25 protein-coding genes and 1 tRNA gene are annotated in these 24,173 nt (G+C 60.8%); 12 read left to right on the top strand and 14 right to left on the bottom strand.

The window, feature by feature from the left end; translation table 11 throughout:
• Positions 1-35: 35 nt before the first annotated feature.
• The gene (locus ACIO0C_RS15505) at positions 36-899 is read left to right on the top strand and encodes a diguanylate cyclase domain-containing protein (protein WP_401313496.1); all 864 of its coding nucleotides are present in this window, start codon (positions 36-38) and stop codon (positions 897-899) included.
• A 1-nt stretch (position 900) separates the two neighbouring features.
• On the opposite strand, the gene ACIO0C_RS15500 is transcribed toward ACIO0C_RS15505, so the two are convergent.
• Positions 901-1,818 (bottom strand): LysR family transcriptional regulator, encoded by a 918-nt coding sequence (locus ACIO0C_RS15500; RefSeq protein ID WP_020800698.1) that lies wholly within the window; start codon positions 1,816-1,818, stop codon positions 901-903.
• A 132-nt stretch (positions 1,819-1,950) separates the two neighbouring features.
• Here ACIO0C_RS15500 and ACIO0C_RS15495 point away from each other — a divergent pair, with 132 nt between their 5' ends.
• The 6 genes from ACIO0C_RS15495 (at position 1,951) to ACIO0C_RS15470 (ending at position 7,719) form a co-directional block, all read left to right on the top strand.
• Positions 1,951-2,709 (top strand): 5-oxoprolinase subunit PxpA, encoded by a 759-nt coding sequence (locus tag ACIO0C_RS15495; RefSeq protein ID WP_401313494.1) that lies wholly within the window; start codon positions 1,951-1,953, stop codon positions 2,707-2,709.
• Between the two features lie 101 nt (positions 2,710-2,810).
• Positions 2,811-3,056 (top strand): acetyl-CoA carboxylase, encoded by a 246-nt coding sequence (locus ACIO0C_RS15490; RefSeq protein ID WP_401313493.1) that lies wholly within the window; start codon positions 2,811-2,813, stop codon positions 3,054-3,056.
• A 15-nt stretch (positions 3,057-3,071) separates the two neighbouring features.
• Positions 3,072-4,445, top strand: a complete 1,374-nt coding sequence (locus tag ACIO0C_RS15485) for an acetyl-CoA carboxylase biotin carboxylase subunit (RefSeq protein WP_401313491.1) — start codon at positions 3,072-3,074, stop codon at positions 4,443-4,445.
• Positions 4,442-5,314, top strand: coding sequence for an allophanate hydrolase subunit 1 (locus ACIO0C_RS15480; RefSeq protein WP_401313489.1), 873 nt, complete (start codon positions 4,442-4,444; stop codon positions 5,312-5,314). The genes ACIO0C_RS15485 and ACIO0C_RS15480 overlap by 4 nt, the downstream gene beginning before the upstream one ends.
• Entirely contained in the window at positions 5,311-6,285 is a 975-nt protein-coding gene (locus ACIO0C_RS15475) for a biotin-dependent carboxyltransferase family protein (RefSeq protein WP_401313488.1), read from the top strand. The genes ACIO0C_RS15480 and ACIO0C_RS15475 overlap by 4 nt, the downstream gene beginning before the upstream one ends.
• Positions 6,286-6,396: 111 nt before the next feature.
• Positions 6,397-7,719, top strand: a complete 1,323-nt coding sequence (locus ACIO0C_RS15470) for a purine-cytosine permease family protein (protein ID WP_401313486.1) — start codon at positions 6,397-6,399, stop codon at positions 7,717-7,719.
• Positions 7,720-7,798: 79 nt separating this feature from the next.
• On the opposite strand, the gene ACIO0C_RS15465 is transcribed toward ACIO0C_RS15470, so the two are convergent.
• On the bottom strand, positions 7,799-8,224 hold the full coding sequence (locus ACIO0C_RS15465; RefSeq protein WP_401313484.1) for a hypothetical protein: 426 nt from the start codon (positions 8,222-8,224) through the stop codon (positions 7,799-7,801).
• A gap of 158 nt (positions 8,225-8,382) precedes the next feature.
• Here ACIO0C_RS15465 and ACIO0C_RS15460 point away from each other — a divergent pair, with 158 nt between their 5' ends.
• Positions 8,383-9,045 carry a TetR/AcrR family transcriptional regulator gene (locus ACIO0C_RS15460; protein WP_401313482.1) on the top strand — a complete coding sequence of 221 codons (663 nt, stop codon included), beginning with the start codon at positions 8,383-8,385 and terminating at the stop codon, positions 9,043-9,045.
• A gap of 170 nt (positions 9,046-9,215) precedes the next feature.
• Here ACIO0C_RS15460 and ACIO0C_RS15455 read toward each other — a convergent pair whose 3' ends face one another.
• From ACIO0C_RS15455 to ACIO0C_RS15430, 6 genes are all read right to left on the bottom strand, one after another.
• Complete coding sequence (locus ACIO0C_RS15455; RefSeq protein WP_401313566.1) at positions 9,216-10,052, bottom strand: DUF2950 domain-containing protein; 837 nt, start codon at positions 10,050-10,052, stop codon at positions 9,216-9,218.
• Between the two features lie 86 nt (positions 10,053-10,138).
• The gene (locus tag ACIO0C_RS15450) at positions 10,139-11,662 is read right to left on the bottom strand and encodes a DUF3300 domain-containing protein (protein ID WP_401313481.1); all 1,524 of its coding nucleotides are present in this window, start codon (positions 11,660-11,662) and stop codon (positions 10,139-10,141) included.
• Positions 11,663-11,909: 247 nt separating this feature from the next.
• Positions 11,910-12,350 (bottom strand): hypothetical protein, encoded by a 441-nt coding sequence (locus ACIO0C_RS15445; RefSeq protein WP_401313480.1) that lies wholly within the window; start codon positions 12,348-12,350, stop codon positions 11,910-11,912.
• 264 nt (positions 12,351-12,614) lie between these two features.
• Positions 12,615-12,935 (bottom strand): isochorismate lyase, encoded by a 321-nt coding sequence (locus ACIO0C_RS15440; RefSeq protein ID WP_401313478.1) that lies wholly within the window; start codon positions 12,933-12,935, stop codon positions 12,615-12,617.
• Between the two features lie 77 nt (positions 12,936-13,012).
• Complete coding sequence (locus tag ACIO0C_RS15435) at positions 13,013-13,438, bottom strand: GFA family protein (protein ID WP_401313476.1); 426 nt, start codon at positions 13,436-13,438, stop codon at positions 13,013-13,015.
• A 55-nt stretch (positions 13,439-13,493) separates the two neighbouring features.
• Positions 13,494-14,435 carry a carbon-nitrogen hydrolase family protein gene (locus ACIO0C_RS15430; RefSeq protein WP_401313474.1) on the bottom strand — a complete coding sequence of 314 codons (942 nt, stop codon included), beginning with the start codon at positions 14,433-14,435 and terminating at the stop codon, positions 13,494-13,496.
• Between the two features lie 105 nt (positions 14,436-14,540).
• Here ACIO0C_RS15430 and ACIO0C_RS15425 point away from each other — a divergent pair, with 105 nt between their 5' ends.
• Positions 14,541-15,230, top strand: coding sequence for a winged helix-turn-helix transcriptional regulator (locus ACIO0C_RS15425; protein ID WP_401313472.1), 690 nt, complete (start codon positions 14,541-14,543; stop codon positions 15,228-15,230).
• Between the two features lie 121 nt (positions 15,231-15,351).
• Here the strand turns inward: ACIO0C_RS15425 and copD are convergent, their stop codons facing one another.
• From copD to ACIO0C_RS15400, 5 genes are all read right to left on the bottom strand, one after another.
• Positions 15,352-16,287 carry a copper homeostasis membrane protein CopD gene (gene copD, locus ACIO0C_RS15420; RefSeq protein WP_401313470.1) on the bottom strand — a complete coding sequence of 312 codons (936 nt, stop codon included), beginning with the start codon at positions 16,285-16,287 and terminating at the stop codon, positions 15,352-15,354.
• A gap of 3 nt (positions 16,288-16,290) precedes the next feature.
• Positions 16,291-16,674 carry a copper homeostasis periplasmic binding protein CopC gene (gene copC, locus ACIO0C_RS15415; RefSeq protein ID WP_401313468.1) on the bottom strand — a complete coding sequence of 128 codons (384 nt, stop codon included), beginning with the start codon at positions 16,672-16,674 and terminating at the stop codon, positions 16,291-16,293.
• Between the two features lie 56 nt (positions 16,675-16,730).
• Positions 16,731-17,618: a copper resistance protein B gene (locus ACIO0C_RS15410; protein WP_401313564.1), complete on the bottom strand. Its 888-nt coding sequence runs from the start codon at positions 17,616-17,618 to the stop codon at positions 16,731-16,733.
• Positions 17,619-17,632: 14 nt separating this feature from the next.
• Positions 17,633-19,378, bottom strand: coding sequence for a copper resistance system multicopper oxidase (locus ACIO0C_RS15405; RefSeq protein ID WP_401313466.1), 1,746 nt, complete (start codon positions 19,376-19,378; stop codon positions 17,633-17,635).
• A gap of 433 nt (positions 19,379-19,811) precedes the next feature.
• Positions 19,812-20,729: a GNAT family N-acetyltransferase gene (locus tag ACIO0C_RS15400; RefSeq protein WP_401313464.1), complete on the bottom strand. Its 918-nt coding sequence runs from the start codon at positions 20,727-20,729 to the stop codon at positions 19,812-19,814.
• A gap of 181 nt (positions 20,730-20,910) precedes the next feature.
• Between ACIO0C_RS15400 and ACIO0C_RS15395 the strand changes: the two genes are divergently transcribed.
• Positions 20,911-20,986: transfer RNA gene (locus ACIO0C_RS15395), tRNA-Phe, on the top strand.
• 87 nt (positions 20,987-21,073) lie between these two features.
• On the opposite strand, the gene ACIO0C_RS15390 is transcribed toward ACIO0C_RS15395, so the two are convergent.
• On the bottom strand, positions 21,074-21,346 hold the full coding sequence (locus ACIO0C_RS15390; RefSeq protein WP_401313463.1) for a hypothetical protein: 273 nt from the start codon (positions 21,344-21,346) through the stop codon (positions 21,074-21,076).
• 441 nt (positions 21,347-21,787) lie between these two features.
• Here ACIO0C_RS15390 and ACIO0C_RS15385 point away from each other — a divergent pair, with 441 nt between their 5' ends.
• Together ACIO0C_RS15385 and ACIO0C_RS15380 are read left to right on the top strand one after the other, a co-directional pair.
• Positions 21,788-23,149 (top strand): MATE family efflux transporter, encoded by a 1,362-nt coding sequence (locus ACIO0C_RS15385; protein WP_401313461.1) that lies wholly within the window; start codon positions 21,788-21,790, stop codon positions 23,147-23,149.
• A 212-nt stretch (positions 23,150-23,361) separates the two neighbouring features.
• A complete protein-coding gene (locus ACIO0C_RS15380; RefSeq protein WP_401313459.1) occupies positions 23,362-24,027 on the top strand; it encodes a phosphoribosyltransferase in 666 nt (221 codons plus the stop codon).
• Positions 24,028-24,173 lie beyond the last annotated feature (146 nt).

Genomic DNA, 24,173 nt, shown 5'->3' with positions numbered 1-24,173 from the left:
GATCAGCGTTACATGAACCGGGACTTTCCTGACCTATGCCCGTCGACTTGCAAGCGCTCTACCCCAAACTGATCCATCTGATGCTGGACACGGTCTTCGTGGTCGACAGGCATAACCAGATCGTATTTGTCAGTGATGCCTGTCAGGCGCTGCTCGGTTACCGTGCTGAAGAGCTGACCGGCACCCCGATCACCGACTACATGCATCCTGACGACCTGGCGAAAACACGAGCCTCCATTGTCCGGGTCATGAATGGCCAGCCGCACTTCGATTTCCGCAACCGGTATATCCGCAAGGATGGCGGTGTCGTGCACATCCTTTGGGCGGCCTTCTGGTCCGAGGAGGTGGGGGCACGGATCGGTGTGGCGCGCAACGTCACGGCCCTTTGGCAGGCGGAGGAGGAACTGCGCTTCCTCGCCCATCATGATCCGCTGACGGGGCTGGCCAACCGCGCGCTGTTCAATGATCGCCTGGACGCGGCCCTGCGCACGGCAAACCGCCACGACAGCAGCCTGGCCTTGCTGTTTCTGGATATCAATGACTTCAAGGGCATCAACGATGTCCATGGCCATGCCGTGGGCGATCAGGTGCTCTGCATGATTGCCCGTCGGCTGCAGGGCTGCATACGCGAGACGGACACGGTGGCGAGGATGGGCGGTGATGAATTCACTGTGCTGTTGACCGATATCCAGTCCCAGGGCGACGTGTGCGAGAAAGTCGCGCAGATTCTCGCGGTCATGGCCGAGCCACCGGACGCTGGCTCTGGCGCGCTCACAATGCCGTCCTGCAGTATCGGCATCGCCTGTTATCCCGCGGACGGGGAAGATGCCGATGCACTGCTCAGCCATGCGGACGACGACATGTACCGGATAAAACGGCAACGTACCGCAGCCGGGTGAACTAGCGCCGTGCCGACAGTTGTTGCGGTGCCAGGAAGGCATCGTGGAAATAGTTACGAAACGCTTGCATGGCCGGGCTGAAATCGCGCTCGCGATGCCAGGCCAGGCCGACGCTCATGGGGGTGACCTTGTCGGTGACGGTCAGGGTTTCGATGCGTTTGCCTTCCAGCGACCAAGGGCGGTGCACCAGGTCCGAGAGGATCGCCACGCCGCTGCCATTGGCGACCATGCTGCGCACTGCTTCGACCGAACTGGTGCGTATCCGCACGTTTGGCTGCTGGTGCGCGTGTTCCCAGTAACGCTTGGCGCTCTGTTCGGCTTCGTCGACGGTCAACAGGATAAAGGGCTCTTGCGCAACGTCAGCCAGGCTGACGGCGGAGCGTTCGAGCAGGGGATGATGGCTGGGCAGCCATAACCGGCGTTCGGAGTTGAAGAGGGTTTCCGAGACGATGTCCGGGTGAGTGAGGTTCGCGGTCAGCACCACCGCCATGTCGAATTTTCCTTCCAGCAGGCCTTGCTCGATGGCCGTGCGTTCTTGTTCGTGAACCTCGATGGCTACGTCCGGGTGCCAGTGTTCAAGCCGTTGCAGATGGTGCGGCAGAAAGTAGCCGATCACCGTGTAGCTCGCGGCCAAACGTAACAGGCCACTGGCGCGGACGTCCGGCAGCGGGCTATTCAACGCGTCGTCGACGCTGCGCAAAATCACGTAGGCACGATTGAGAAAATGCCGCCCGGCATCGGTCAGGCTCATGCCCTGGGCCGAGCGCTGGAACAACAGCGTGCCGAGCATGGCTTCCAGCTCCTTGATCGCGGTGGTCACCGCGGACTGGGAAATGTTCAGGTGGATGGCCGCTTGGGAGATTTGCCCGATCTCCGCAGTGGCGACGAAATAGCGGACCTGGCGCAGGGTCAGTGACATGGGCACTCCATTGTCTGTTTTCAGGGTTATCTGTTTTTCAGAAGATGGCCCCTCTGATAATAGATCTTCCCAAGGGGTTGGCGGGAATTTAACGTGGCCTGCATGAAGTCACAAGCGTCAGGAGCAAGCGTCATGCAGGCAGTAGATTTCAATTCGGACATGGGCGAAGGCTTTGGCCCATGGACCATCGGCGATGGCGTTGACAATGAGCTGATGGGCTTTATCAGCACCGCCAACATCGCCACCGGTTTCCATGCCGGCGACCCAAGCACCATGCGCCGCACCGTCGAACGGGCGAAACAGCTGGGCGTGGCCATCGGCGCGCATCCGGGGTTCCGCGACCTGGTCGGCTTCGGCCGCCGGCACATCAATGCACCGGCCCAGGAGCTGGTCGACGACATGCTTTACCAGTTGGGTGCGCTGCGTGAACTCGCCCGGGTTCAGGGCGTGGCGCTGCAACACATCAAACCCCACGGCGCCCTGTACATGCACCTGGCCCGCGACGAGCAAGCTGCGCGTTTGCTGGTGGAAAATCTCCAGCGCCTGGAGCCCGAGTTGCTGCTGTATTGCATGCCCAACTCAGTGATCTGGCGTGTCGCCCGGGAACTGGGCCAACCGGTGATCCGCGAGTTCTACGCCGACCGCGAGTACGACCTCAGCGGCTCCATCGTCTTTACCCGCAACGTACGGGCCTACGACCCGACCCAAGTGGCGGCGCGGGTGCTGCGTGCCTGCCAGGAAGGTGTGGTGCGCACCGTCGAAGGCGAAGACCTGGCCATCGAATTCGATTCCATCTGTTTGCACAGCGATACACCGGGTGCCCTGGCGTTGGTCGAGGCCACACGCAAGGCGCTGGATGACGCGGGGATCAAGGTTCGCGCACCGCGCTAAGGCCTGAATCACAACGAAACACCAGGCACAGAGACGCCAGGGTTCAAATACCGATCAATTTTTATGCCTGCCTTTCTACAACTATTCCAAGAGGAACAGACATGGCCGAATACACAATCATCACCCCATTGCCAGGGACCTTCTATCGCAAAGCCACGCCCGAATCGGCGAATTACGTCGAAGTGGGCGCGCAGGTCAGCGCTGACACCGTGATTGGCCTGATCGAGGTCATGAAGCAGTTTTCCGAATTGACCGCCGGGACGGCCGGTCGCCTCAGTGCCTTCCTGGTCGAAGACGGTGATCCGGTGGAGCCGGGTCAGGTCATCGCAACGCTCGATGGCCATTGAGGGTAGGGGGCGATCATGACTCAACGTATTCGTAAATTACTCATCGCCAACCGTGGCGAAATCGCAGTGCGGATTATCCGCGCCGCCAAAGCGCTGGGGATTCCCACCGTTGCCGCCTGCAGCGAAGCGGACGTCGAATCCCAGGCAGCGCGCATGGCCGACGAGGTGCACATTCTCGGCCCGGCCCGCGCTGACAAAAGTTATCTGAACGTCGAGGCATTGCTCGGCGCCTTGAAAGCCACCGGCGCCAATGCGGTACACCCCGGTTATGGTTTTCTCTCGGAGAACGCCGATTTTGCTGAAGCTGTTGTCGCCGCCGGCGCGATCTTCGTCGGGCCCAGCGCCGAGACGATCCGGCGCATGGGCGACAAGGCCGAAGCCCGGCGCACCGCGCAAGCGGCTGGCGTGCCGGTGGTGCCCGGTTCCCCCGGTGAGCTGTTCGACGTCGAGTCGGCGCTCAAGGCTGCCGAATCCGTAGGCTTCCCATTGCTAATCAAGGCTTCGGCCGGTGGTGGCGGACGTGGTATTCGCCTGGCGGAAAACGCCCAGCAACTGAGCGAAGAGTTCCCCCGTTCCCAGCGCGAAGCCCAGGCTGCATTCGGTAACGGTGCGGTGTATCTGGAACGGTTTATCGGCAAGGCCCGGCACATCGAAGTGCAGGTGTTGGGCGATGGTCAGCACGCTGTGCACCTGTTCGAGCGCGAGTGCTCGCTGCAACGTCGGCGTCAGAAGATCTTTGAAGAAGCGCCGTCACCGGTCCTCAATCCACAACAGCGCGAGACGCTTTGCTCTAGCGCCGTGCGCCTGACCGAGGCTCTTGGCTACAAGGGCGCCGGCACCCTGGAGTATTTGTACGACGACGCTACCGGCGAGTTTTTTTTCATCGAGATGAACACGCGGATCCAGGTGGAACACCCGGTCAGCGAACTCATTACCGGTATCGATTTGGTCCAGGCCATGCTGCGCATTGCCGGTGGCGAGCCGCTGGGCTTCACGCAAAGCGACATCCAGCTCAATGGCGCCGCCTTGCAAATGCGCCTGAATGCCGAAGACCCGGCGCGGGATTTCTTCCCCAGCCCGGGTCTGGTCGAATCGCTGATCTGGCCACAGGGGGAGGGCGTGCGGGTCGACAGCCATCTCTATCAAGGCTACCGAGTGCCGCCGTACTATGACTCTCTGCTGGCCAAGCTGATCGTGCATGGCCGCGACCGCAACGAAGCGTTGGCCCGTGCCCGAGTCGCGGTCGAGCAGACCACGCTCACCGGCATGGCCAGCACCCTGTCGCTGCACGGTGAGCTGCTGGAACAACCGTGGCTGCACAGCGCCGACTTCCACACCGGCACCCTGGAAACCTGGCTGGCCGAGCGTCGCAGCGGAGGTGAAGCATGAGTACCCCAATCCGCTACAGCTTTGGCGCCGACGAGCATTTGTTCGCTGAAGTCAGCGACAGCATGTCCCTTGAAGCGTTTTTCAAGGGCATGGCCGTGACCCGCGCCGTGGAGCGACTGGCGCTGGATGGCGTACTCGATGTATGCCTGGCCAATGCCTCGTTCCAGATCCGTTTCGACCCGGACCGTATCGCCCCTCACACCTTGCTCGAAGCGGTAAAAGGCGCAGAAGCCGAGGCTGTGGCCGAGCGCACGTTGCAGACCCGGATCATCGAGATTCCGGTGCTCTATAACGATCCCTGGACCCACGAAACCCTGATGCGCTTTCGCGACCGCCACCAGGACCCGAGTGCGACAGACCTGGAATACGCCGCGCGGATCAACGGCCTGGCGGACGTCGAGGCGTTCATTGCCGCCCACAGTGGCGCGCCATGGTTTGTCTCTATGGTCGGCTTCGTCGCTGGGTTGCCGTTTATGTTCCAGATGGTCGAGCGCGAGCGTCAGTTGCAGGTGCCAAAATACCTGCGACCGCGCACCGATACGCCCAAATTGACCCTGGGTCATGGCGGTTGCTTCGGTTGCATCTACTCGGTGCGCGGGGCCGGTGGTTATCAAATGTTCGGCGTCACGCCGGCACCGATCTACGACCCGCAGCAGAACCTGGCGTACCTCAAGGAACACATGGTGTTCTTCCGTCCGGGTGACATCGTGCAGTTCAAGCCAATGGACCGAGAGGAGTACGACTTTGCCGTGGCCGAAGTCGAAGCAGGGCGCTTCGATCTGCGGATCCGCTCGGTGGAGTTTTCGCTGGATGCGTTTCTGGCCGATCCCGTCGGCTATCCCAAGTCGCTGCAGGAGGTGTTGGCATGATCAAGGTACTCAAACCCGGTCTGGCCACCTCGGTACAGGACCTGGGCCGCGAAGGCTACTACCACTTGGGCATTCCGCCTTCCGGGGCGCTCGACCAATACGCGTTGAGCGCAGCCAACCAGTTGGTCGGCAATCCGGCGGGCGCGGCGGCGCTTGAATGCACGTTGCTAGGCCCGGAACTGGAATTTGCGCAAGACGCGTTGGTGGCCGTGTGCGGTGCGCACATGACGCCAAAGGTCGATGGTGTGGACATGCATCTGGACACCGCCTTCACGGTCAAGGCCGGGCAAGTGCTGCGCTTTGACTTTCCAAAGGCCGGCGCGCGTGCCTATCTGGCGGTCGCCGGTGGGGTCGATGTGCCGGTGGTGCTCGGCAGCCGTTCGACCTATGCGCTGGGTGCGCTCGGCGGTTTTCAAGGGCGCAGGCTGATAGCCGGTGATGGACTGCCCGTGGGCATCGCCAGTGGCAAAGGCCGCGCCGGGGCCAGTTTGCCCATGGCGTTGCGCCAATCCCTGGGTGGCGAAATCACCTTGCGCGTGGTGCCGGGGCTGTACTACGACCGGTTGACCCCTGCGGCGGCGGACAGCTTTTTCGCCGAGGCATGGACCGTCGGCTCGGAAGCGGACCGTATCGGCTATCGCTTCAAGGGCGGCAGCCCGCTGAGCTTTCAGCCGCGCGAGCAACCCTTTGGCGCTGGTTCCGATCCGTCGAACATCGTCGACAGTTGCTACCCGATCGGCTCGATCCAGGTGCCTGCCGGTCTCGAACCCATCGTGCTGCACCGCGATGCGGTGTCTGGTGGTGGCTACGCGATGATCGGTACGGTGATCAGCGCCGACCTCGACCTGATCGGCCAGATGCAACCCAACCAGAAAGCCCGTTTCGTGGCGGTGACCCTCGAAGAAGCGCTGCAAGCGCGACGCTCCTATAAGAAAAAACTCAGCTGCCTGAGCAAGCTGTTCCCTTCCTGACGCTGCCCGTCGCACTGCGCGGGTAAAGCCAAACGGCAAGCCAACGCCGCACTACGGTGCGGTGGCGGCTGCCCGCGCTTCAACCTTTGACTGGTTCTGGAGTTCACGCATATGGCTGCTTTATCGCAATCGAGTCAAACCGGGCAGGACCCGGCCAATCATCCCGTTCCACCGCAAGCGCGCATGGGGCGGCTGTCCCTGACCATGGCCTGGTGGGCGGTGTGCAGTGCGATGTTCTACATCGTGGTGGGCGCTTCCCTGGCGCTGTCCTATGGCGCACGCAATGCGCTGATCGGCATGCTGTTGTCGGTGATCAGCTACGGACTGGTCAACAGTGTGCTCAGCCGCTTCGCGATCCGTAGCGGCTTGTCCGTGGCGTTGTTCTCGCGGCTGTTGTTCGGCAGCACCGGGGCGTGCCTGGCCACCTTGATCTTCTTTTCCACGGCGATCTATTACGCGGTGTTCGAGGGTTCGGTGATCGCCGTGGCGCTTAATCACCTGTACCCCGAACTGGTCTATCCACTGGCCGCGTTGCTGGTGGTGCTGTACAGCGTGCCGATGATCCTGGGCAGCGTGCAGCACTGGCTGGACAAGCTCAATGGCGTGCTGCTGCCGGTCTACCTGGGTGGCTTGCTGGTGGCGGTGGGGCTGTCGATCAGCCGCTATGGTTACCAGCCGCAATGGCTGGATTTCGGCCCGGCAACACCCAGTGCGACTGGCTGGTGGGATTGCTTCGTCGCCTACATGGGCGTTTGGGTGCTGATGCTGTTCACCTTCGACTATGCCCGTTTCGGCAAGCCCGAGGACGCTGAGTATCACGGTCGCTGGAACTTCGGCATGCCGTTCTACGCGGTGACCTTTCTGCTCAACGGCGCAGCGGGTATCTACCTGGTCAGCAGCATTCCCCATGAAGGCGCGCTGAACGAAGTGTCGGTGGTCATGGCGATCCTGCAGTTGATGGGCCTGTGGGGATTGTTGTTTGTCTGGGCCACGCAAACCCGCATCAATACTGCCAATTACTACCTGGCAACGCTCAACATGCAGGCGTTCTTCGCCCGTTTCGGTGTACGCGGTTCGTACTGGGCATGGGCCCTGGCGGTTGGGGTGATCGTGTACGGCTTGATGCTCGCCGACGTGTTTGCCTATTTGCTCAAGGCGTTGGCTTACCAAGGCATTTTCGTGGTGGCCTGGGTCGGCGTCGCGTTGGCGCAGATTCTTTACGGACGCAGTGACGTGACGGCGCTGGAACGCGTGGCCGCATTCAACCCGGTGGGCCTTACGGCCTGGTTTGGCGCCACGGCAGCTGGACTCGCCCTGATGTACAGCGGTGGTGGCCTGGGCAGCTTTTCCGCGCCCTCGACCGTGGTCCTGGCGTTTGCCCTGCAGGCCGGTTTGTCACGTCGAAGCCGGTTGCGCGTGCAGTTGGCGCAGTAGGGGAGCGCAGTCGTAGGTCTCGCTGATCGGGAAGCGCGGGTGCCTTGTCCAAACGGCACCCGCGGCAGTGGCTACCGGGTCATGACAGACGTGATTCGCCTGTCGTACGGCTCAAGTACCCGGCAGCAACGCCGATGCGCGAGAACACCAGCCAGGCAAACAGCAGCACGCTCACGCCAACCAGGATCGATGCAACGCCAATCAGTGGCTCGATCGACGCAACGCCCTTCAGGCGCAGGGTCAGCGCGCCGAGCATCACCGGTACCCCCAGGTTGTACGTCCAGAACTGCACGGCAGCCGCGCGACCCTCGGTAATGCTGGGGTGCAGTGTGCCGATGGCGCCGAACAGTGCCATCGACACCCATCCCAACAGATTGATGTGGGCATGTACGGCGAAGAGCGAGTGGTCGCCGGATGCGCCCATCGTCACCCCCAGCATCACGCCAAGGGCAAAGTAGAGGGCCGCGAGTCGAAACCAGGTTCGCGAACGGGGAGTGTGATTCATGGCATTGACCTCAAGCGCCCTGAGGCGCGCTCAGTTGCTGGAAAATCCCTGAAATCGTGATGCCCGCAAGTGCCGCGCACAGGGGCGGTGGCAGATCCCGTGCCGTGCGTCTATTATGAGACTCGTGTCTCATTACAAGACAAGGTATCATTTATTCCATGTCGAGCTCCCAGTCAAGACCCAAGCCAGGCCCGTCGATCGGCGAAGGCGATGCGCAAGGCCGAATCAACCAGAAGCTGCGCACCCGCCAGGCGCTGATCGAGGCCGCCATCGCCTTGCGCGACGAGGGCCAACAGCCCACGGTGGCGCAAGCGGCCGAGCGCGCCAGGGTGTCGCGGGCCACGGCGTATCGCTACTTTCCCACGGTCGAGGCGTTGCTAAGCGAGACGGCCGCCGATCGTGACATGCCGCCACTGGAGCGCATCTGGCGGCCCGGCCAGGATCCGGTCAAGGGCATCGGCCTGGCGGCCAACGCGTTGAACAAACTCCTGCTCGACGACGAAATCGGTCTGCACGTGATGGAGCGTTCGTTCATGACCGTGTGGCTCGAAAGCGAGTCCCACGAGCCCCTGCGACCGGGCCGACGCCTGAGCTACATCGAGCCGATTGTCGATTCGATGAAGGACGTACTGTCACCCAAGGCACGCAAACGCCTGAAGCAGGCGCTGTCGATCGTCATGGGCACCGAGGCATTGATTGCCGTGCGCGATATCGGTGGCGCGAGCGTCGAAGAATCACTCGCCACTACCGCTTGGGCGGCGCGGGCGCTGGTTCGCCAGGCGCTGGATGAGGATGAAAAAAAACGTCGAAAGCGTGGCTGACGAGCGTTGTGGATTTTGATCGTTCCCACGCTCTGCGTGGGAATGCCGCCAGGGACGCTCCGCGTTCCGCTAGCAACGCAAGACTGGGGCCCGCGCAATGGTGACGCAGAGCGTCACGGGATGCATTCCCACGCAGAGCGTGGGAACGATCAACCTGCCTCAGGTTTGAGTCAATCCGCCTTCTCGTCATCGGCGGGCACTTCAGCCCAGCTGTCATCGGGATCAAAGCGCTTCATCGCCTGCGCCAGCTTTTCACTGCCAGGTCCCAGGTCTTTTTCGAAGACCTGTCCTTCATGACTGATCATGAAACTCATCACCCCGGTTTCACCGTATTTCGCCGGCCAGGCGATCAGTGCAAAACCCCGGCTCATCTTGTCGCCGATGAGGTAGCTGTAGGCCCCGCCTGGTGCGGAAGGCCCCTGGCCCAGCAGGATGCGGAAGCGGTAACCATGCCAGGCCTGGCCGGCAATGGTTTTGCCGAACTCGGGGCCCAGCGGGCTGATCTGTCCGCTATCGTCGTCCGCCCAATAGAGTCCGTCGTGCTTGCCGGGGGTACTGAAGATTTTCTGCGCGTATTCGAGGGCGCCGTCACCGTCGCGATCCACCGAGGCATAGTCCATCTGGGCATCGTGATAAGCCAGCGCCGATTGCACCGCGGCCAGTTCGTTGCGGCCAATTTGCCGTGTACGAAGTTCGGCACTGCCGGCCTTGATGTCGAAGCGCCACCCCTTCGTGCCTTTGACGATGGGGATAGGCAGTGTCCAGTGCTCAGTGCCCACCGACAGGATCGCCTTGTTGTCGCCGGTTTTTTCGATCGTGTGTTGCTCGTGGTATTGCTTCAGAAAAGCCTCCACGTCTTCACGTTCCGCGCCATCGCGAGGGATGAAACTGCGCCAGTCTTCACCCAGCAACTCGGCCAGGCGTTTTTGGTCGGCGTTTTTCGTACCCAATGCTTCGACGAACGCTTGAGCGGCCTTTTCCGGCGTTGCAAATTCCTGCTGCGCCATGGCAATGCACGACCAGGCGAAACCGGCAGTGATCGCCAAGGCATGCACAAGCACGCCCCTGCGTGCCTTTACTCGAGGATGGATATTCAACGGCGGCCCCCCCTTGAACGCGCTGGTGGACTGGACGGCCGACTGATCTGATGGCCGGCTGCTCGCGAGCTGCTGGGGCGCTGATAGGATGCCTGGCTGGCCCGGCCACGATTGGCTTGCAGGTTGGCCTGGGACGGTGAACGCGCGCCGGCGAAGGCATTGTTGCGGGCACTGCCTCTGTTGGTGGCCGGTGCGGCCTGCCGGTTTTGCGCCGTCTGGCGCGTTTGTGCTCGTTGATCCGCCTGGTTCTGATTCCTGGGTTGCTGAACTCTCGATTGCTGATTCTCCCGAGTGTTTCTGGTGGTGCCTTGGCTTTGGTCAGCCGTCCTCGGCCTATCGGCAGCTTTCGGTCTGTCTGCACCGGCCTGCATCCGATTGCCCGCCGAGGCCCGGGACTGGGCTTCGCGCGCCCGATCACGGGCTTCCAGGTTGCTGGTGGCAGGTCGTTCGATGCCATGCCGGTCCATTGAGCTGCGGGCATTTTCACGCGCCTGGGCGCGTTGGGCGTTGTCCCCTCGATAGGCCTGACGCTGACGGGAGCCATCCAGCTGCCGACCGTACTGTTCACGGCTCCTGCTGTCTCGATAAGGTACGCCATTGCGATGGGCGGCGTTGTGCTGCCACTTGTTCTGATTATTGGAAATTCGGTTGTTGGCGTTGATGTTGTTGTAACGATTGACGTCGATGTCGACGTCGTTATTGCCCCAGTCACAATCACCCCACAGCGCACCGACGATCGCCACGCCCGTACCGAACGCCAGCCCGGCCATCAGCGCCTGACCGGGGTAATAGGCGGGCGGCGGTGGATAGTAGGCAGGCGGAGATGCAGGATAGGCCCAGGTGCCGTAGGTGGTTGTCGGGTTATAGGTGGGGACGTACACCACCTGCGGATCGGCCGGCTGAATGATGATGGTCGAGCTGCTGCTGGCAGGGGCCTGGGCGGGAGCCTCCGTCGTGGTCGTGGCGGCTGGTGCGGGGGCCGGTGCTGCGTTCTGGATCGTCACGTTCTGATACTGGTTGCTCTGCAGGTTGCCGGCTGCCTGGGCCTGACGCCGCAAGCGTTGCACGCCATTCATGAGATCGTCGGGCTGCGCCAGGAAGGCATCCCCCAGGCGTTGTACCCAGACCGGATCCTGCCCCAGCGTGGCCAGCACCTGCGGGAAGGCAACCAGCGCCTGCACACTCGGGTCCCAAGGCTGGTTCGCCACTTGCTTGACCGCATCATCGCCCTTGGCGTCCGGGTGCGCCTTCGACCAGGTGACCGCCTCGGCGACTTCCCCGGGGTAGGTGGACGCCATCAGTACCTGTGCCAGCAGCGGGTCCGGGTAAAGCGCGATGGGTGCCAGCATTTGATCCAGCTGTTCCTGGGTAAACACCGGGTCTTTGGCGGGTACCGTGGACGCTGCCGCATTGGCAGGGCTGGCTGTCGGGGTGGGGGCTGGATCCGCCGCCTGCGCCACGCAGGGAGCGCCGCTGAGAAAAAACATCGCTGCCAACACGTAGAAAAATGGAGTACGCATCACAGCTCCCTGTGGTCAGGCAGATTTGAAATGAGTGGATCAATGCCAGGCAAATGCAAGCCGATTGTGCAAACCCCTGACCTCAACTTCGACGCCGCCCATTGATAGTAGCAAACATAAAAACTCTGCCCGAAATACGTTCGGTTCCCGGACCAATAGCAGTCGATAGGTGCCTCCCAGTGCAGTGAACACGAAAAAGCCCGGCTGATCAGGCCGGGCTTTTTGTGGGTGCGGTGCAGCGATGGGTTCAGGCGACAGTGTTGCCTTGCAGGCGGTCGGAGCCGTCGGCGGCGACGGTGTTGCCTTGCAGGCGGTCGGAGCCATCGGCGGCGACGGTGTTGCCTTGCAGGCGGTCGGAGCCATCAGCGGCGACGGTGTTGCCTTGCAGGCGGTCGGAGCCATCGGCGGCGACGGTGTTGCCTTGCAGGCGGTCGGAGCCATCGGCAGCGACAGTGTTGCCTTGCAAGCGGTCGGAACCATCGGCAGCAACACGATTTTCAATCAGGCGATCCGAACCGCCTTCAGCCACACGATTCTCGATCAAACGATCCGAACCACCTTCAGCCACTCGGCTTTCAATCAGTCGATCCGAGCCGCCTTCAGCGACAACAGGCTGAACAGACGTAGCGGCAAAAGCGTTAACTGCAAAAACCGAGAAAGCGATGCTGAGGAGGGTTTGGCGTTTCATGATCGTGTGCTCCGGGGTGTAGTTGGTTGGTATGGAGCTGATGTTACGCCGTGCAGTTTTTAAGAGAACTTCATTGACGTGATGGTGAACATCGATGCGATTGATAGGGCCAGCACGAGACCTCTTGTGAGCGTGATGATGTGGCGCGGAGCATTGATTGCAGTGCGTATCAACTGTAATGCGCGATCACGCCGTTATCATCAACGCCAACGAACCCTTGAGATAGTCGATTAAAAAAGGGCGGCTTCGGTGAATGCACCGGAATCAGCTCTGGGGCAATTGCGCCGACCAGTGTTTCATCTCCTCGGCAATAAAATGCTTCACCAAATCGCTATACATCTTTTCGATCGCATCCGGGCTCAGGCCTTCTGCCTCAGCCCACTGCCGACGTGTCGCCAGCATCGAATCGAACCGCTCCCGGGCATGCACCGAAGCCGCAGAGGTCTTGAATTTCGACGCCGCCAGCACGTACTGAAAACGCCGGCCCAACAGCTTGATAACGGCCTGGTCGAGGGCATCGATCTCGCGTCTGATGTCCTCCATTCCCGTGCATTCTGCAGGTTGCAATAAGTTGGCAACTTCCATGTAGGTAACTCCGTCGTGTCTGTGTAGGAGCAAGCTCGCGTTATCGCTCACGAACTGGAGAAGTATTCGCGGCGGCACTATTCATCCACGCTAACACCCGAACCCCCCAACTCTTTCGGCACATCCTTGAACTTGGGCAAGCCATCCTTGATATGCAGCACCGACTCCTGATAGTGGACATGCACGCCTGGCGAGTATTCCAGATCCGGGATGAGCGCGGCATACACATCGATCAGCCCCATCCCCGGGTGTTCGGTGAACAGATGCCCGCCACAGGCCTTGCACCACTGGCGGTAACTCTGTGGTGTCCTGTTATAGGTGCCGATGTTGTCGGCGCCCCGAGTCACTTGCACCGCCTCGGGTTTCCACAATGTGAAGGCATTGACCGGGCCTGCTGACCAGTGCCGGCACGACTGGCAATGGCAATAACCCATCGCGGCCGGTTCACCGCTGACGGTGAACTCGACTGCGCCGCAAAAACAACTGCCTTTATACGACCTCATGGCATGACTCCTTGATCAGTGGTCGGGCGATTGCTCGCACGAACGTTACCTGCCTTCACTCGTCGATATAGCGCACTGCGGTCGCTGGCGTGCGCCGCACCTGCAGTTCGAAAATATCCGGACGCGCATAGTGCCCGGTGACGTCGAGCGCCCGTCGCGCGGGGGCAACGAGTGAAACGTCGATGTCCGCATACAGAATGCCTGCCTCTCGGTGCAACGGGCCGGCGACGATCCGGCCTTGGGGGTTGACCACCACCGAGTCGCCGTCGTTGATCCATTCGTCCGGATCGGCAAACAGTTGCGCGCGGGAGGGAAAGTCCTCGGGGATGTCGCTGCCGCGCAGCGCTGTACCGCTGCCGAGCACCCAGCAGCGGCCTTCCAGGGCAATGTGACGCAGGGTGCTGATCCAACCCTCGCCCGCGTCGTACGTGGGGGCGACGTAGATTTCCACCCCTTGGGCATACAGAGCGTAGCGCGCCAGCGGCATGTAGTTTTCCCAGCAGATGAGCGCGCCCAGGCGGCCGACCGGTGTATCGACGGCGCGCAACCCGGACGCATCGCCAAAGCCATGCACCATGCGCTCGGGATTGGTCGGCATCAGCTTGCGGTGGCGGTTGAGCACTTCGCCATTGGCGCCAATAACGACTACGCTGTTGTAGAGCGTGCCGCCGCCATTGCGTCGCTCGCATTCATTGATGCCACAGACGATCGTCACGGCATGAGCGCGGGCAACCTCGCACAATTGGTTCAGGTCGCCATGGGCGATATCAACGGCGTTGGCCAGCAGCCGCGTGTGCAACTGGCCTATGACAGCGCCGTCCTTTCCCGCCGCCAGCCGCCAGATCCAGGACGGGTAACCTGGAATGTACGATTCGGGCAACACAATCAGCGAGGCTCCCGTCGCTGCGGCCTCGCCGACCGATTGCACGGCCCGGGCGATCGTCGCGTTGCGATCGAGCAGTACGGGCGGGCGCTGAATAATGGCGATCTTGGTCATGGCGTTCTCCTGAGGCAATTGGCTGCCTGAGACTTCAGCGTGCGCGCGGCCAAGTCCCCGTACTAGTACAGAATCTGAAGCGTTGCAGCGCTGGGAGTACAGGCGATGGACGAAAGCTACGGTCAGTTCTGCACGGTCGCCCGCGGTGCCGAAGCACTGTGCGAACGCTGGACGCCCCTGGTGGTGCGCGAACTGCTGTGCGGCAGCAAACGCTTCAATGAACTGCACCGCGGCGTACCTCGCATGTCCACCAACCTGCTTGCACAGCGGCTACGCCATCTGGAAGACATCGGTGTGGTACGCCGCACGGCGGTTGGCAAAGTCTGGGAATACAGCCTGACCGAGGCGGGTGAGCAATTGCGGCCCATCATCATGGCGCTGGGGCATTGGGGCGCGCGCTGGATCGGCAGTCGCCTGCGCGATGATCAACTCGATGCGGGGCTGCTCATGTGGGACGTGCGCCGGTTCGTGCGCATCGAGACGTTCCCGGCCCGACCGGTGGTCATCCAGTTCAAGTTCCGCGATGCGCGACCCGGTGAGTGCGAGTGGTGGCTGGTGGTCGAACAGGGTGTGGCAGACCTGTGCCGCGACGACCCCGGACGGGAATTGACGCTCGTCGTCGACTCAAGCGTTCGCGCGTTGACCGAAGTGTGGGCGGGCGACCGCACACCGCAAGAGGTGCTGCAGTCGCATGAACTGCGGGTGGACGGCGCAGCGCAAGATGCGCAGAACCTGTGGCGCTGGCTGGGTACGAGTGCGTTTGCCGGTACCCGGAGTGCTGCGCTCAAGCCTTGAAGAAAAACGCGCACCCCGCACGGTGCCCGTTTACGCTTCGCCTAACGCCCCTGGAGCCCGCTAAATATCCCGATAATCACAGGATTGACCAGATCAATAAAAAAGCCACACACCAGCGACACTATTGGGAGGCTGTCTCCAGATCAGGACTCAAGGTTCCCAACCAGGCCACTAGCCCAACAATCAGGACCGCTGTCGCTAACTCGACCAACACGCTGCGCCTTAACGCATTGGCCGCCGCTCGATATTCTCCGTTTCGCAACGATTGCTGCAAAAGCGGGCCAAGGTGAAATCGGTTCAATGCGGCCAGCACCAGCATCCCGGCAAACAACACAACCTTGATGAACAGCAAAGCCCCGTAGGTACTTGAAAGCACGCTATCGAGTTTCGGCCCCACGATGAACAGGTAGTTCACGACGCCCGTGACCGTGATGACGACCACGATCAAGGCGCCTACCGATTCGAACCGGGTGACGGCCCGGGCTAGCAATCCAATGCTCTCTTGGGTTTGCAGCGTGTCGAGCATTGCCATCCTGGCAAAAGCCACCAATGCTCCAAACCACGCGCCTGCCGCCAGCAAGTGCAATATGTCCATCGCAAAATGCCAATACCGACGACTGCCTTCATCCATCGCCCCATGGCCGCTCCAGGCGAGACTGGCCAGGGCTATACCACCGGCAATACTTGCGACCCACAAGCTAACGCCGGGTGCACGTTGGTAGAGCGTCACCGCTAGACCGCCAACAAGCAACGCGATGATTCGCACGACCCAGGCAAGCCCTACGTCCGTCTCCGATACCATCATCTCAATATGCGGACGCAGCTCAGCGAAGTCCGACTCCCCACTCATGGCGCTCGCCATCATCACCAGGCTGGCGACAGACGCCAGTACGCCCAGCGCCGTCGTCCCCGCCAACACGGACCTAAACGGCAACACGGCCCCTGACACTCGCGCTCGTCCTTCAAGGCTGTACAACCCGAAAAGCGCCACGCCAAAGAGCAGCATCAAATCCATGTACAAGCCCAGGCGCAGGGCAATGCTGACCCAATCGCTCATCGGTTACTTCACTTTGAACGAAACGTTGCCTGTGATCGGATGAGTGTCCGATGACACCGCGCGCCATTCGACTTTATAGCTACCGGCGGGCAATGGAGAGAGCGGCGTGATAACCATGGTTTTCGGATCGCTGCCGCCAGAGACTTTGACCTTCATGGGCATCGGGGAGTGGGCCATGCCGGGCATTTCGGTCATGACCAGTTTCGCGCCAGAGAACTGGGTCACGAGGTTTTCCGAAAAGTGCAGTTCGATCTTGCCGGGGGCCGCGCCGTGCGCCCCTTCCTCCGGGATGGAGGAGAGCAGTTTCGGGTGCGCCTGAGCGAATGTGCTCATCAGTAACCCGCCAGACAGTGCGATGGCAACAGCGGTGGTTTTGATCAATCGCATACAAGGCCTCTGACCGCTTCAAGCGGTAATTTTTTTGATTGTTAAGTTGATGCGTTCTAGAACCACATCCGAACACCAAGGACCAGGCGTGCTTCACTGCGATCCTCGCCGTCGTCCTTGGCATAATCGGCTGTTTTGCCGTAGGTGCGGTTCCACGTCACGCCGATGTAAGGGGCAAACTCCCGGCGGATTTCATAACGCAGGCGCAGGCCTGCCTCAGTGTTGGACAGGCCGGAACCCATGCCTCGTTGAGGGTCATTTTTGCTGTAGAAATTAAGTTCGGCGGTTGGCTGCAAAATAAGTCGGTTGGTCAACAGGATGTCGTAGTCACCTTCCAGTCGCGCGGCCGTTTGGCCACCTTCACCGATAAAGGCCGTGGCTTCGGTTTCGAAGTTGTACAGCGCCATGCCCTGGACTCCAAACGCCGCCCAGGTTTGCGGGGCGCCGGGCTTGAAATCCTGGCGAACGCCGCTCACCACGTCCCACCACGGGGAGATGGCGTGGCCCCACAGTGCCTGGACCTGCGCATCTTCGGTCCTGCCGTTGGTGCGTTCGCCTTCGGAGCGCAGCCACAGGCGGTCGATATCGCCTCCGATCCAGCCTGAGATATCCCAGGCCAGGGTGCTGCCATCATCAGCGTCCTGCCATTCGAGCTTTTCGGCAAGCAGGTAATGGTTGAGCGCGGAGTCGTGGACGTTATGGCCATCGGGGCTGACGAATACGGCGGCGCGGTCGGCATCGGTCAACGCCGGGATCGGCGTGCGGCTTTCGGCAGGCGCGGCAGGTTGCATCTGGCCGTCATCCATGCCCTGCATCTGGCTGTGGTCCATGCCTTGCATCTGGCTGTGGTCCATACCCTGCATCTCGCCTGTGGCGGCCATTGCCGACGACAGTGTCAGACTCGCGGTCACGAGCGCCAGGGAAATCGGGGTGATCCTGATCATCATGGGGTAGCGCCTCATTCTTCCACGCGAACTTCACGGAACATGCCCATTTCCATGTGGTACAGGAGGTGGCAGTGATAGGCCCAGCGGCCGAGCGCGTCGGCAGTCACCCGATAACTGCGCCGTGAGCCTGGCGGCATGTCGATGGTGTGTTTGCGCACCATGAACTGGCCGTTCTCGTCTTCAAGGTCGCTCCACATGCCATGCAGGTGAATGGGATGCGTCATCATCGTGTCGTTGACCAGTACGATGCGGATTCGCTCGCCGTACTTGAGGCGCAGCGGTTCGGCGTCGGAGAACTTCACGCCGTTGAACGACCAGGCGAACTTTTCCATGTGGCCAGTGAGGTGCAGTTCCAGGGTGCGGCCGGGGTCGCGGCCGTCCGGGTCCGCAAAGGTGCTGCGCAGGTCGGAATAGGTCAGGACGCGACGTCCGTTGTCACGCAGGCCGAGGCCCGGGTCATCGAGTTTGGGGGAAGTGGTCATGGCTTGCATGTCCACCAGCGGATTGTTGTTTTCCGTCGCGGGATGGGATTGCATTTCGCCCATGCCGGCCATGCCTTGCATTGAGCTGTGGTCCATGCCGGTCATCTGACTGTGATCCATACCCGCCATGTCACCGCCCATACTGCCGTGATCCATACCGCCCATGCCCATGTCATCCATGGTCACCAGCGGTCTCGGGTCCAGGGGGGGGATCGGCGCGGACAAACCCACCTTCGCCGCCAGCGTGCCGCGGGCATAGCCCGTGCGATCCATCGACTGGGCAAACAAGGTGTAGGCATCCTGGGTCGGCTCGACGATCACGTCGAATGTCTCGGCCACTGCGATGCGAAACTCGTCGACGCTTACCGGTTTGACGTGCAGACCGTCCGCTGCGACCACCGTCATTTTCAGACCGGGAATGCGTACATCGAAGTAGGTCATGGCGGAACCGTTGATAAAGCGCAGGCGCAGTTTCTCTCCGGGACGGAATACACCGGTCCAGTTCATGTCAGGCGCCTGGCCGTTCAACAAGTAGGTATAAGTCGCGCCGCTGACGTCGGCCAGGTCTGTGGGATTCATCTTCATTTCGGCCCACATCTTTCGATCTGAGACGGTGGAACTCCAGCCTTTCTCGCTGACGTCGTGAATGAAGTCGCCCACGGTACGCTTGTTGTAGTTGTAGTAATCCGACTGTTTCTTCAACGTCTTCATCAGGCCGACCGCGTCTTCGTCGCTCCAGTCGGTCAGCATCACCACATAATCGCGGTCGTACTCAAACGGCTCCGGCTCCTTCGCATCGATCACCAATGGGCCGTAGACACCTGACTGTTCCTGAAGCCCCGAATGACTGTGATACCAGTAAGTACCGTTCTGCCTGACCTTGAACTGATAGACATACATCCCACCGGGTTCGATGCCATGAAAGCTCAGCCCCGGTACGCCGTCCATGTTGGCCGGCAATAAAATACCGTGCCAGTGAATGGAGGTATCGGCATTGAGCTTGTTCCTCACCCGCAGTGTCACTGTGTCGCCTTCGCGCCAGCGCAGCAGGGGGCCGGGAATACCGCCATTGATGGTCATCGCGGTGCGCCGGTTGCCGGTGATGTTGACCGGGGTTTCGCCGATGAACAGGTCAAAGTCGGTACCGGCCAGGACATTCGCCTCGCCCGGGCTGGTAATCGCCCAGACAGGTGTGCGCCATAGCCCGAGGCCACCAAGAATCCCGGTGGCGGCGAGCCCCTTCACAAAGGTTCGTCTAGAAGTTTCAGGTCGCATGACGCTTTGTTCCCAGTCAGTCGGATGACGGAGCAATCAGGAGATGTTGCCACGTTGGATGAAGAGGGTAGTGAGTGCAACCTTTCAGAAGGCTGAGCTGAAGATTACGGTTTTGTCAGCTTCACCCGCAGCGCTGGCTGTGACTCGCCCGGATGCTGGTTTTTGCAAATCGGGTGGCTGAGTGAGCAAATGCATCAATATAGGGTGGGAGGCGCCGGTGGCGCTGTGTCTGGTTTGAGTGCGTTGCATAAACCGAATCGGATCCAGGTGCAGCTCTGGAGCAAGCATGTGAAAAGCGTCTCTCGTTTTTCAACGGATAAAGGGCCCTTCAAGGGCCCTTTACAGTTAGCACGGCGCTGTCCTTAAAAATAAATCTGTGCCCTTTGCGCCGCACCCCTTGTGGTCCCAACCCATTTCAATGCGGTCAACACCACTACAAATCCCGAGCCCAAGTCTGGCTGACGAGGTCTTTTCCGAAGCTGTGTACCTGTTCCTCTTCGACCAACTGAAAACCTGCCTTCTGATACAGCTTTCGGGCATCGTCAAGCACGCTGGTCGTCCAGAGGACCATGCTCTTGTATCCAGCGTGGCGTGCAAATCGCAGGCTCTCTTGCAGCAACCGATTGCCGATTCCCATCCCTCTGGCGCTCGCATCCACGTACAGCATCCGCAGCTTGGCGGTTGTCTCGTCATGTCGGACGACAAAAACCGAACCGATGACCTTGCCATCTTTTTCTGCGATCCAGCAGCGCTCGCAGGACGGGTCGAACTCACGAAGGTACTTGGCAACGATTTCCGCCACCAGCGCTTCGAACTCCGAATTCCAACCGTATTCACGTGCATAAAGTTCAGCTTGCTGCTGAACGACAATCCCCATGTCACCGGCTTGAGGATCGCGCAGGAGGTAGGAGCGATCGCTGCCACCCAATAACGTCTGTATCCGTGACATGGCTTGGGTCAATTGCTCTTGCTGTGATTGCGGCAAGCGTTGCAGCATCACCACGACTTCCTCACGAGCGGCTTGCTCCAGGGAGGCCAGCACCGTGCGGCCAAGGTCGGTGAGCTGGATTTGGGATGCTCTGGCATCGCTTACCGAGCGAGTCCTGACGATCAGTCCTTTTTTCTCGAATCCTCCAATGACCCGGCTAAGGTAACCGGCATCCAGGCCTAGCATCTGGCAGAGGTCTGAACTCTTCAGCCCAGCGCTGGCGCCCAATTCATAAAGGATGCGAGCTTCGGTCAACGAAAACTCGGCTTGAAGCAGATGCTCTTGCAGAGCGCCGATCTGGTGGGTGTAGAACCGGTTGAAGCGGCGTACCGTTTCGGCGCGCTCAATGATGGGATCGGTCATGAAAAGGTCTACATGGTTGCTTTAGGCAATTATATTGTTGACTGAGGCAATAATGTCAATCCTCAAAATAATCACCCCCTCTGTGTAGGCGTTTAGGGCAATCGTAAGTATAGGTATTTCTTAAGTTTTTTTGATTTCGTGCTTGACGCCCGAGCAGTAAAGAACGTTTAATTGCGCCGCGGCCCAGATAGCTCAGTCGGTAGAGCAGGGGATTGAAAATCCCCGTGTCGGCGGTTCGATTCCGTCTCTGGGCACCACCTTTCGTTTTCAGGTGGTTCCAACACCACCTGAAACACCCAAGAAACCCGCCTGGTGCGGGTTTTTTGTTATCTGCGATATTTCATTTACTCCGCCGCCTGCGCCCGCAAACGCCGTCCAATCACATCCATCAAGTCACAACCATCGCGCAACGGTATAGCCAACAGCTTGGAAAAGTCCGACAACACCACCGTGTCGCAACCAATCTCTGCGCGAAAGGCGATGTTCTCCAGTACTTGCGTTACCGTGCGAATTCGGTAATCCGCCATGGCTTGCAGAACGTCGAGTGGGGCTTGGGTGTCGATGAGCAGGGAGGCCGGAACCAGGTCGATTCCGGTGAGGGGCATGTATCTTTCCATAGGTGAACACTCCGATCAGCGCAAAGGTTGACTGTCCCTCATTCGTCGCCAAACAAATGGGTGACAGCTGTACGCAGGTTGGCGAACCGGGATCGGAATCCGGCAGACCCGAAGGTCTCCCGCGCACAACTGCCATAAAGACAGCTTTGCGAACGTGCAAAAGCACCTGCAAGAAAGCACAGAGCTTTTGCACCCGATCAGTCAGGTCGCCAAACCTGAGTCGCCATTTGGGCGACGGGCGGACTATAAGCTTCATCGGATCGATGGGCAAGGTGAGGCATTCCGAGCTTCATGTAGGATCTGTGATGATGAATTCTCAGACCTTTCCTATCACTTCAATGGAAATCCAAACACAGACTTGAGATGGTCGTCGACCGTTGGTTTCAGCCACCGAAGCTATCCTCAATCAACACCCCAGCCGTCGAGATGGACCTCTGCCCAATGCAAACCCCAGCCCACCCGCAACGCGCCCTCTGGAAAACCTACCTGCTGTTCCTCGCTCCCATGGTCCTGTCGAACTTCCTGCAATCCATGTCCGGCACCGTCAACAGCATCTACATCGGCCAGATGCTCGGCACCCAGGCCCTGGCGGCCGTGTCCGGCATGTTCCCCATCGTGTTCTTTTTCATCGCCTTGGTCATCGGCCTCGGCGCAGGCGCTGGTGTGTTGATCGGCCAAGCCTGGGGCGCGCGGGAGACGCATTTGGTGAAGGCCATCGCCGGGTCGACCTTGTTGTTGGGGGTGTTGATCGGGCTGGTGGCGGCGGTGGTAGGGAGTGTGTTTGCGCGGTCTTCACTGGTGGGGTTGGGGACGCCGGCGGATGTGCTGGACGATGCGGTGGCGTATGCCCATGTGATGTTGTGGTTCATGCCGACGCTATTGGTGTTTGTGTTGTTCACGCAGTTGCTGCGCGGGGTGAGCGATACGTTGTCGCCGTTGTTGGCGCTGGTGGTGTCGACCTGTATCGGCCTGGCGCTGACGCCGGCGTTGATCCGCGGGTGGCTGGGGTTGCCGCCGATGGGGATCCAGAGTGCGGCGTTTGCCGGGTTGGCGGGTAACCTGGCGGCGATGGGGTGGTTGGCGTGGCGCTTGATTCGCAAGGGCCATCCGCTGGCGCCAGACCGAGAGTTTTTCGCGGCGATGAAGCTGGACATGGCGATCCTCGGCAAGGTGCTGCGCATCGGCTTGCCCACCGGGTTGCAGATGGTGGTGTTGTCGTTGTCGGAGCTGGTGATTCTGGCGCTGGTGAACCAACACGGCTCCCAGGCGACGGCGGCATACGGCGCGGTGACGCAGATCGTCAATTACGTGCAGTTTCCGGCGCTGTCGATTGCGATCACGGCGTCGATCCTCGGCGCGCAGGCGATCGGGGCAGGGCGCATCGAACGGATCGGGCCGATCCTGCGCACAGGTTTGATGATCAACGTGTGCCTGACCGGTGGGTTGGTGGTGTTGGGGTATTTGCTGTCGCACTGGTTGCTGGGCTTGTTCCTTACCGAAGACGCGACGCGCAGCATGGCCGAGCACTTGTTGCACATCATGCTCTGGAGCCTGTTGGTGTTCGGCTTCCAGGCGATCATCGGCGGCATCATGCGCGCCAGCGGTACGGTGATGGTGCCGGTGGCGATCTCGATTGTGTGCGTGGTGGGTGTGCAGTTGCCGGTGGCGTATTTGCTGGATGCGCGGTTTGGGTTGCAAGGGGTTTGGATGGCGTTTCCGGTGGCGTATCTGGGGATGCTGGCGTTGCAGACGCTGTACTACAAGCTGGTGTGGCAGCACCAGAAGATTGAGCGGTTGGTGTAGGGCGCGGGCCGTGTAGGAGCGAGCATGCTCCGGGTGGCGTTCCGACGAAAAACCTGAGAGCACCGCGGGGTGCCAGGCTCCCCGCGTCATCGTTGACCTCCATCGCGAGCAGGCTCGCTCCTTGTGTTCGAGCTTGCTGACAGTCACCGTCGAACCGACAATTGATGATGTGATGCGAACCGACAGGCGTTGATCGCCTGGGGAGGTTTCAAATGAATCACTCATCGCAAACCCTCCTGCGCGACCGCAGCGACGCCGGTCGACGCCTGGTGGAGCCGCTGCTTCCTTATGCCCGTCGCGCCGATGTGATCGTCCTGGCCCTGCCCCGGGGCGGCGTGCCGGTGGCCTATGAAGTCGCTACCGCGCTCGGCGTGCGCCTGGACCTGATGCTGGTGCGCAAGCTGGGTGTTCCGTCCCACCCGGAGTACGCCATGGGCGCCATTGCCAGTGGCGGCATTGAAATTCGCAATGAGCAGGCGCTGCGGGCACATCCGATTGACAAGGCCGCGTTCGAGGCCGTGGTCGCCCGGGAAACCCGGGAGCTGATGCGTCGCGAGCAGGTTTACCGAGGCACGCGGGCGCCGGTGCAGCTCAAGGACCAGGTGGTGATTCTGATCGACGACGGGTTGGCCACAGGGGCCTCGATGCTGGCGGCGGTGCGGGCCGCGCGTGCACAGTCACCGGCGCGCATCGTGGTGGCGGTGCCGCTGGCGCCGATTGAAACGGTCGAGGCGCTGCGTCGTGAAGTGGATGAGCTGGTGTGTCCAATCATGCCCGATTGGTTCACGTCGATCGGGCATTGGTACATGGATTTTTCCCAAACGTCGGACAAAGAGGTCATCGATCTGTTGCAGCGGGCGTGGCAGCGCGAGGCCTGAAATCGTCTTCGCCGGCCAGCCGGCTACTGCAACAGATGGTCGCAAATCCGTGCGGCCAGTGGAATAAACAGCCGTTCTTTGCTTTAGTCCTCCTACTGCTGGCTTGCGTGTGTTCGACACTTTCCCATGAGGGCGCCCCGGCCCGG

It is taken from the genome of Pseudomonas sp. NPDC087336, from assembly GCF_044744285.1.
Classification (GTDB): domain Bacteria; phylum Pseudomonadota; class Gammaproteobacteria; order Pseudomonadales; family Pseudomonadaceae; genus Aquipseudomonas.
Note: the sequence above shows the minus strand (reverse complement) of the source record. Positions and strands in the feature narration are given on the sequence as shown.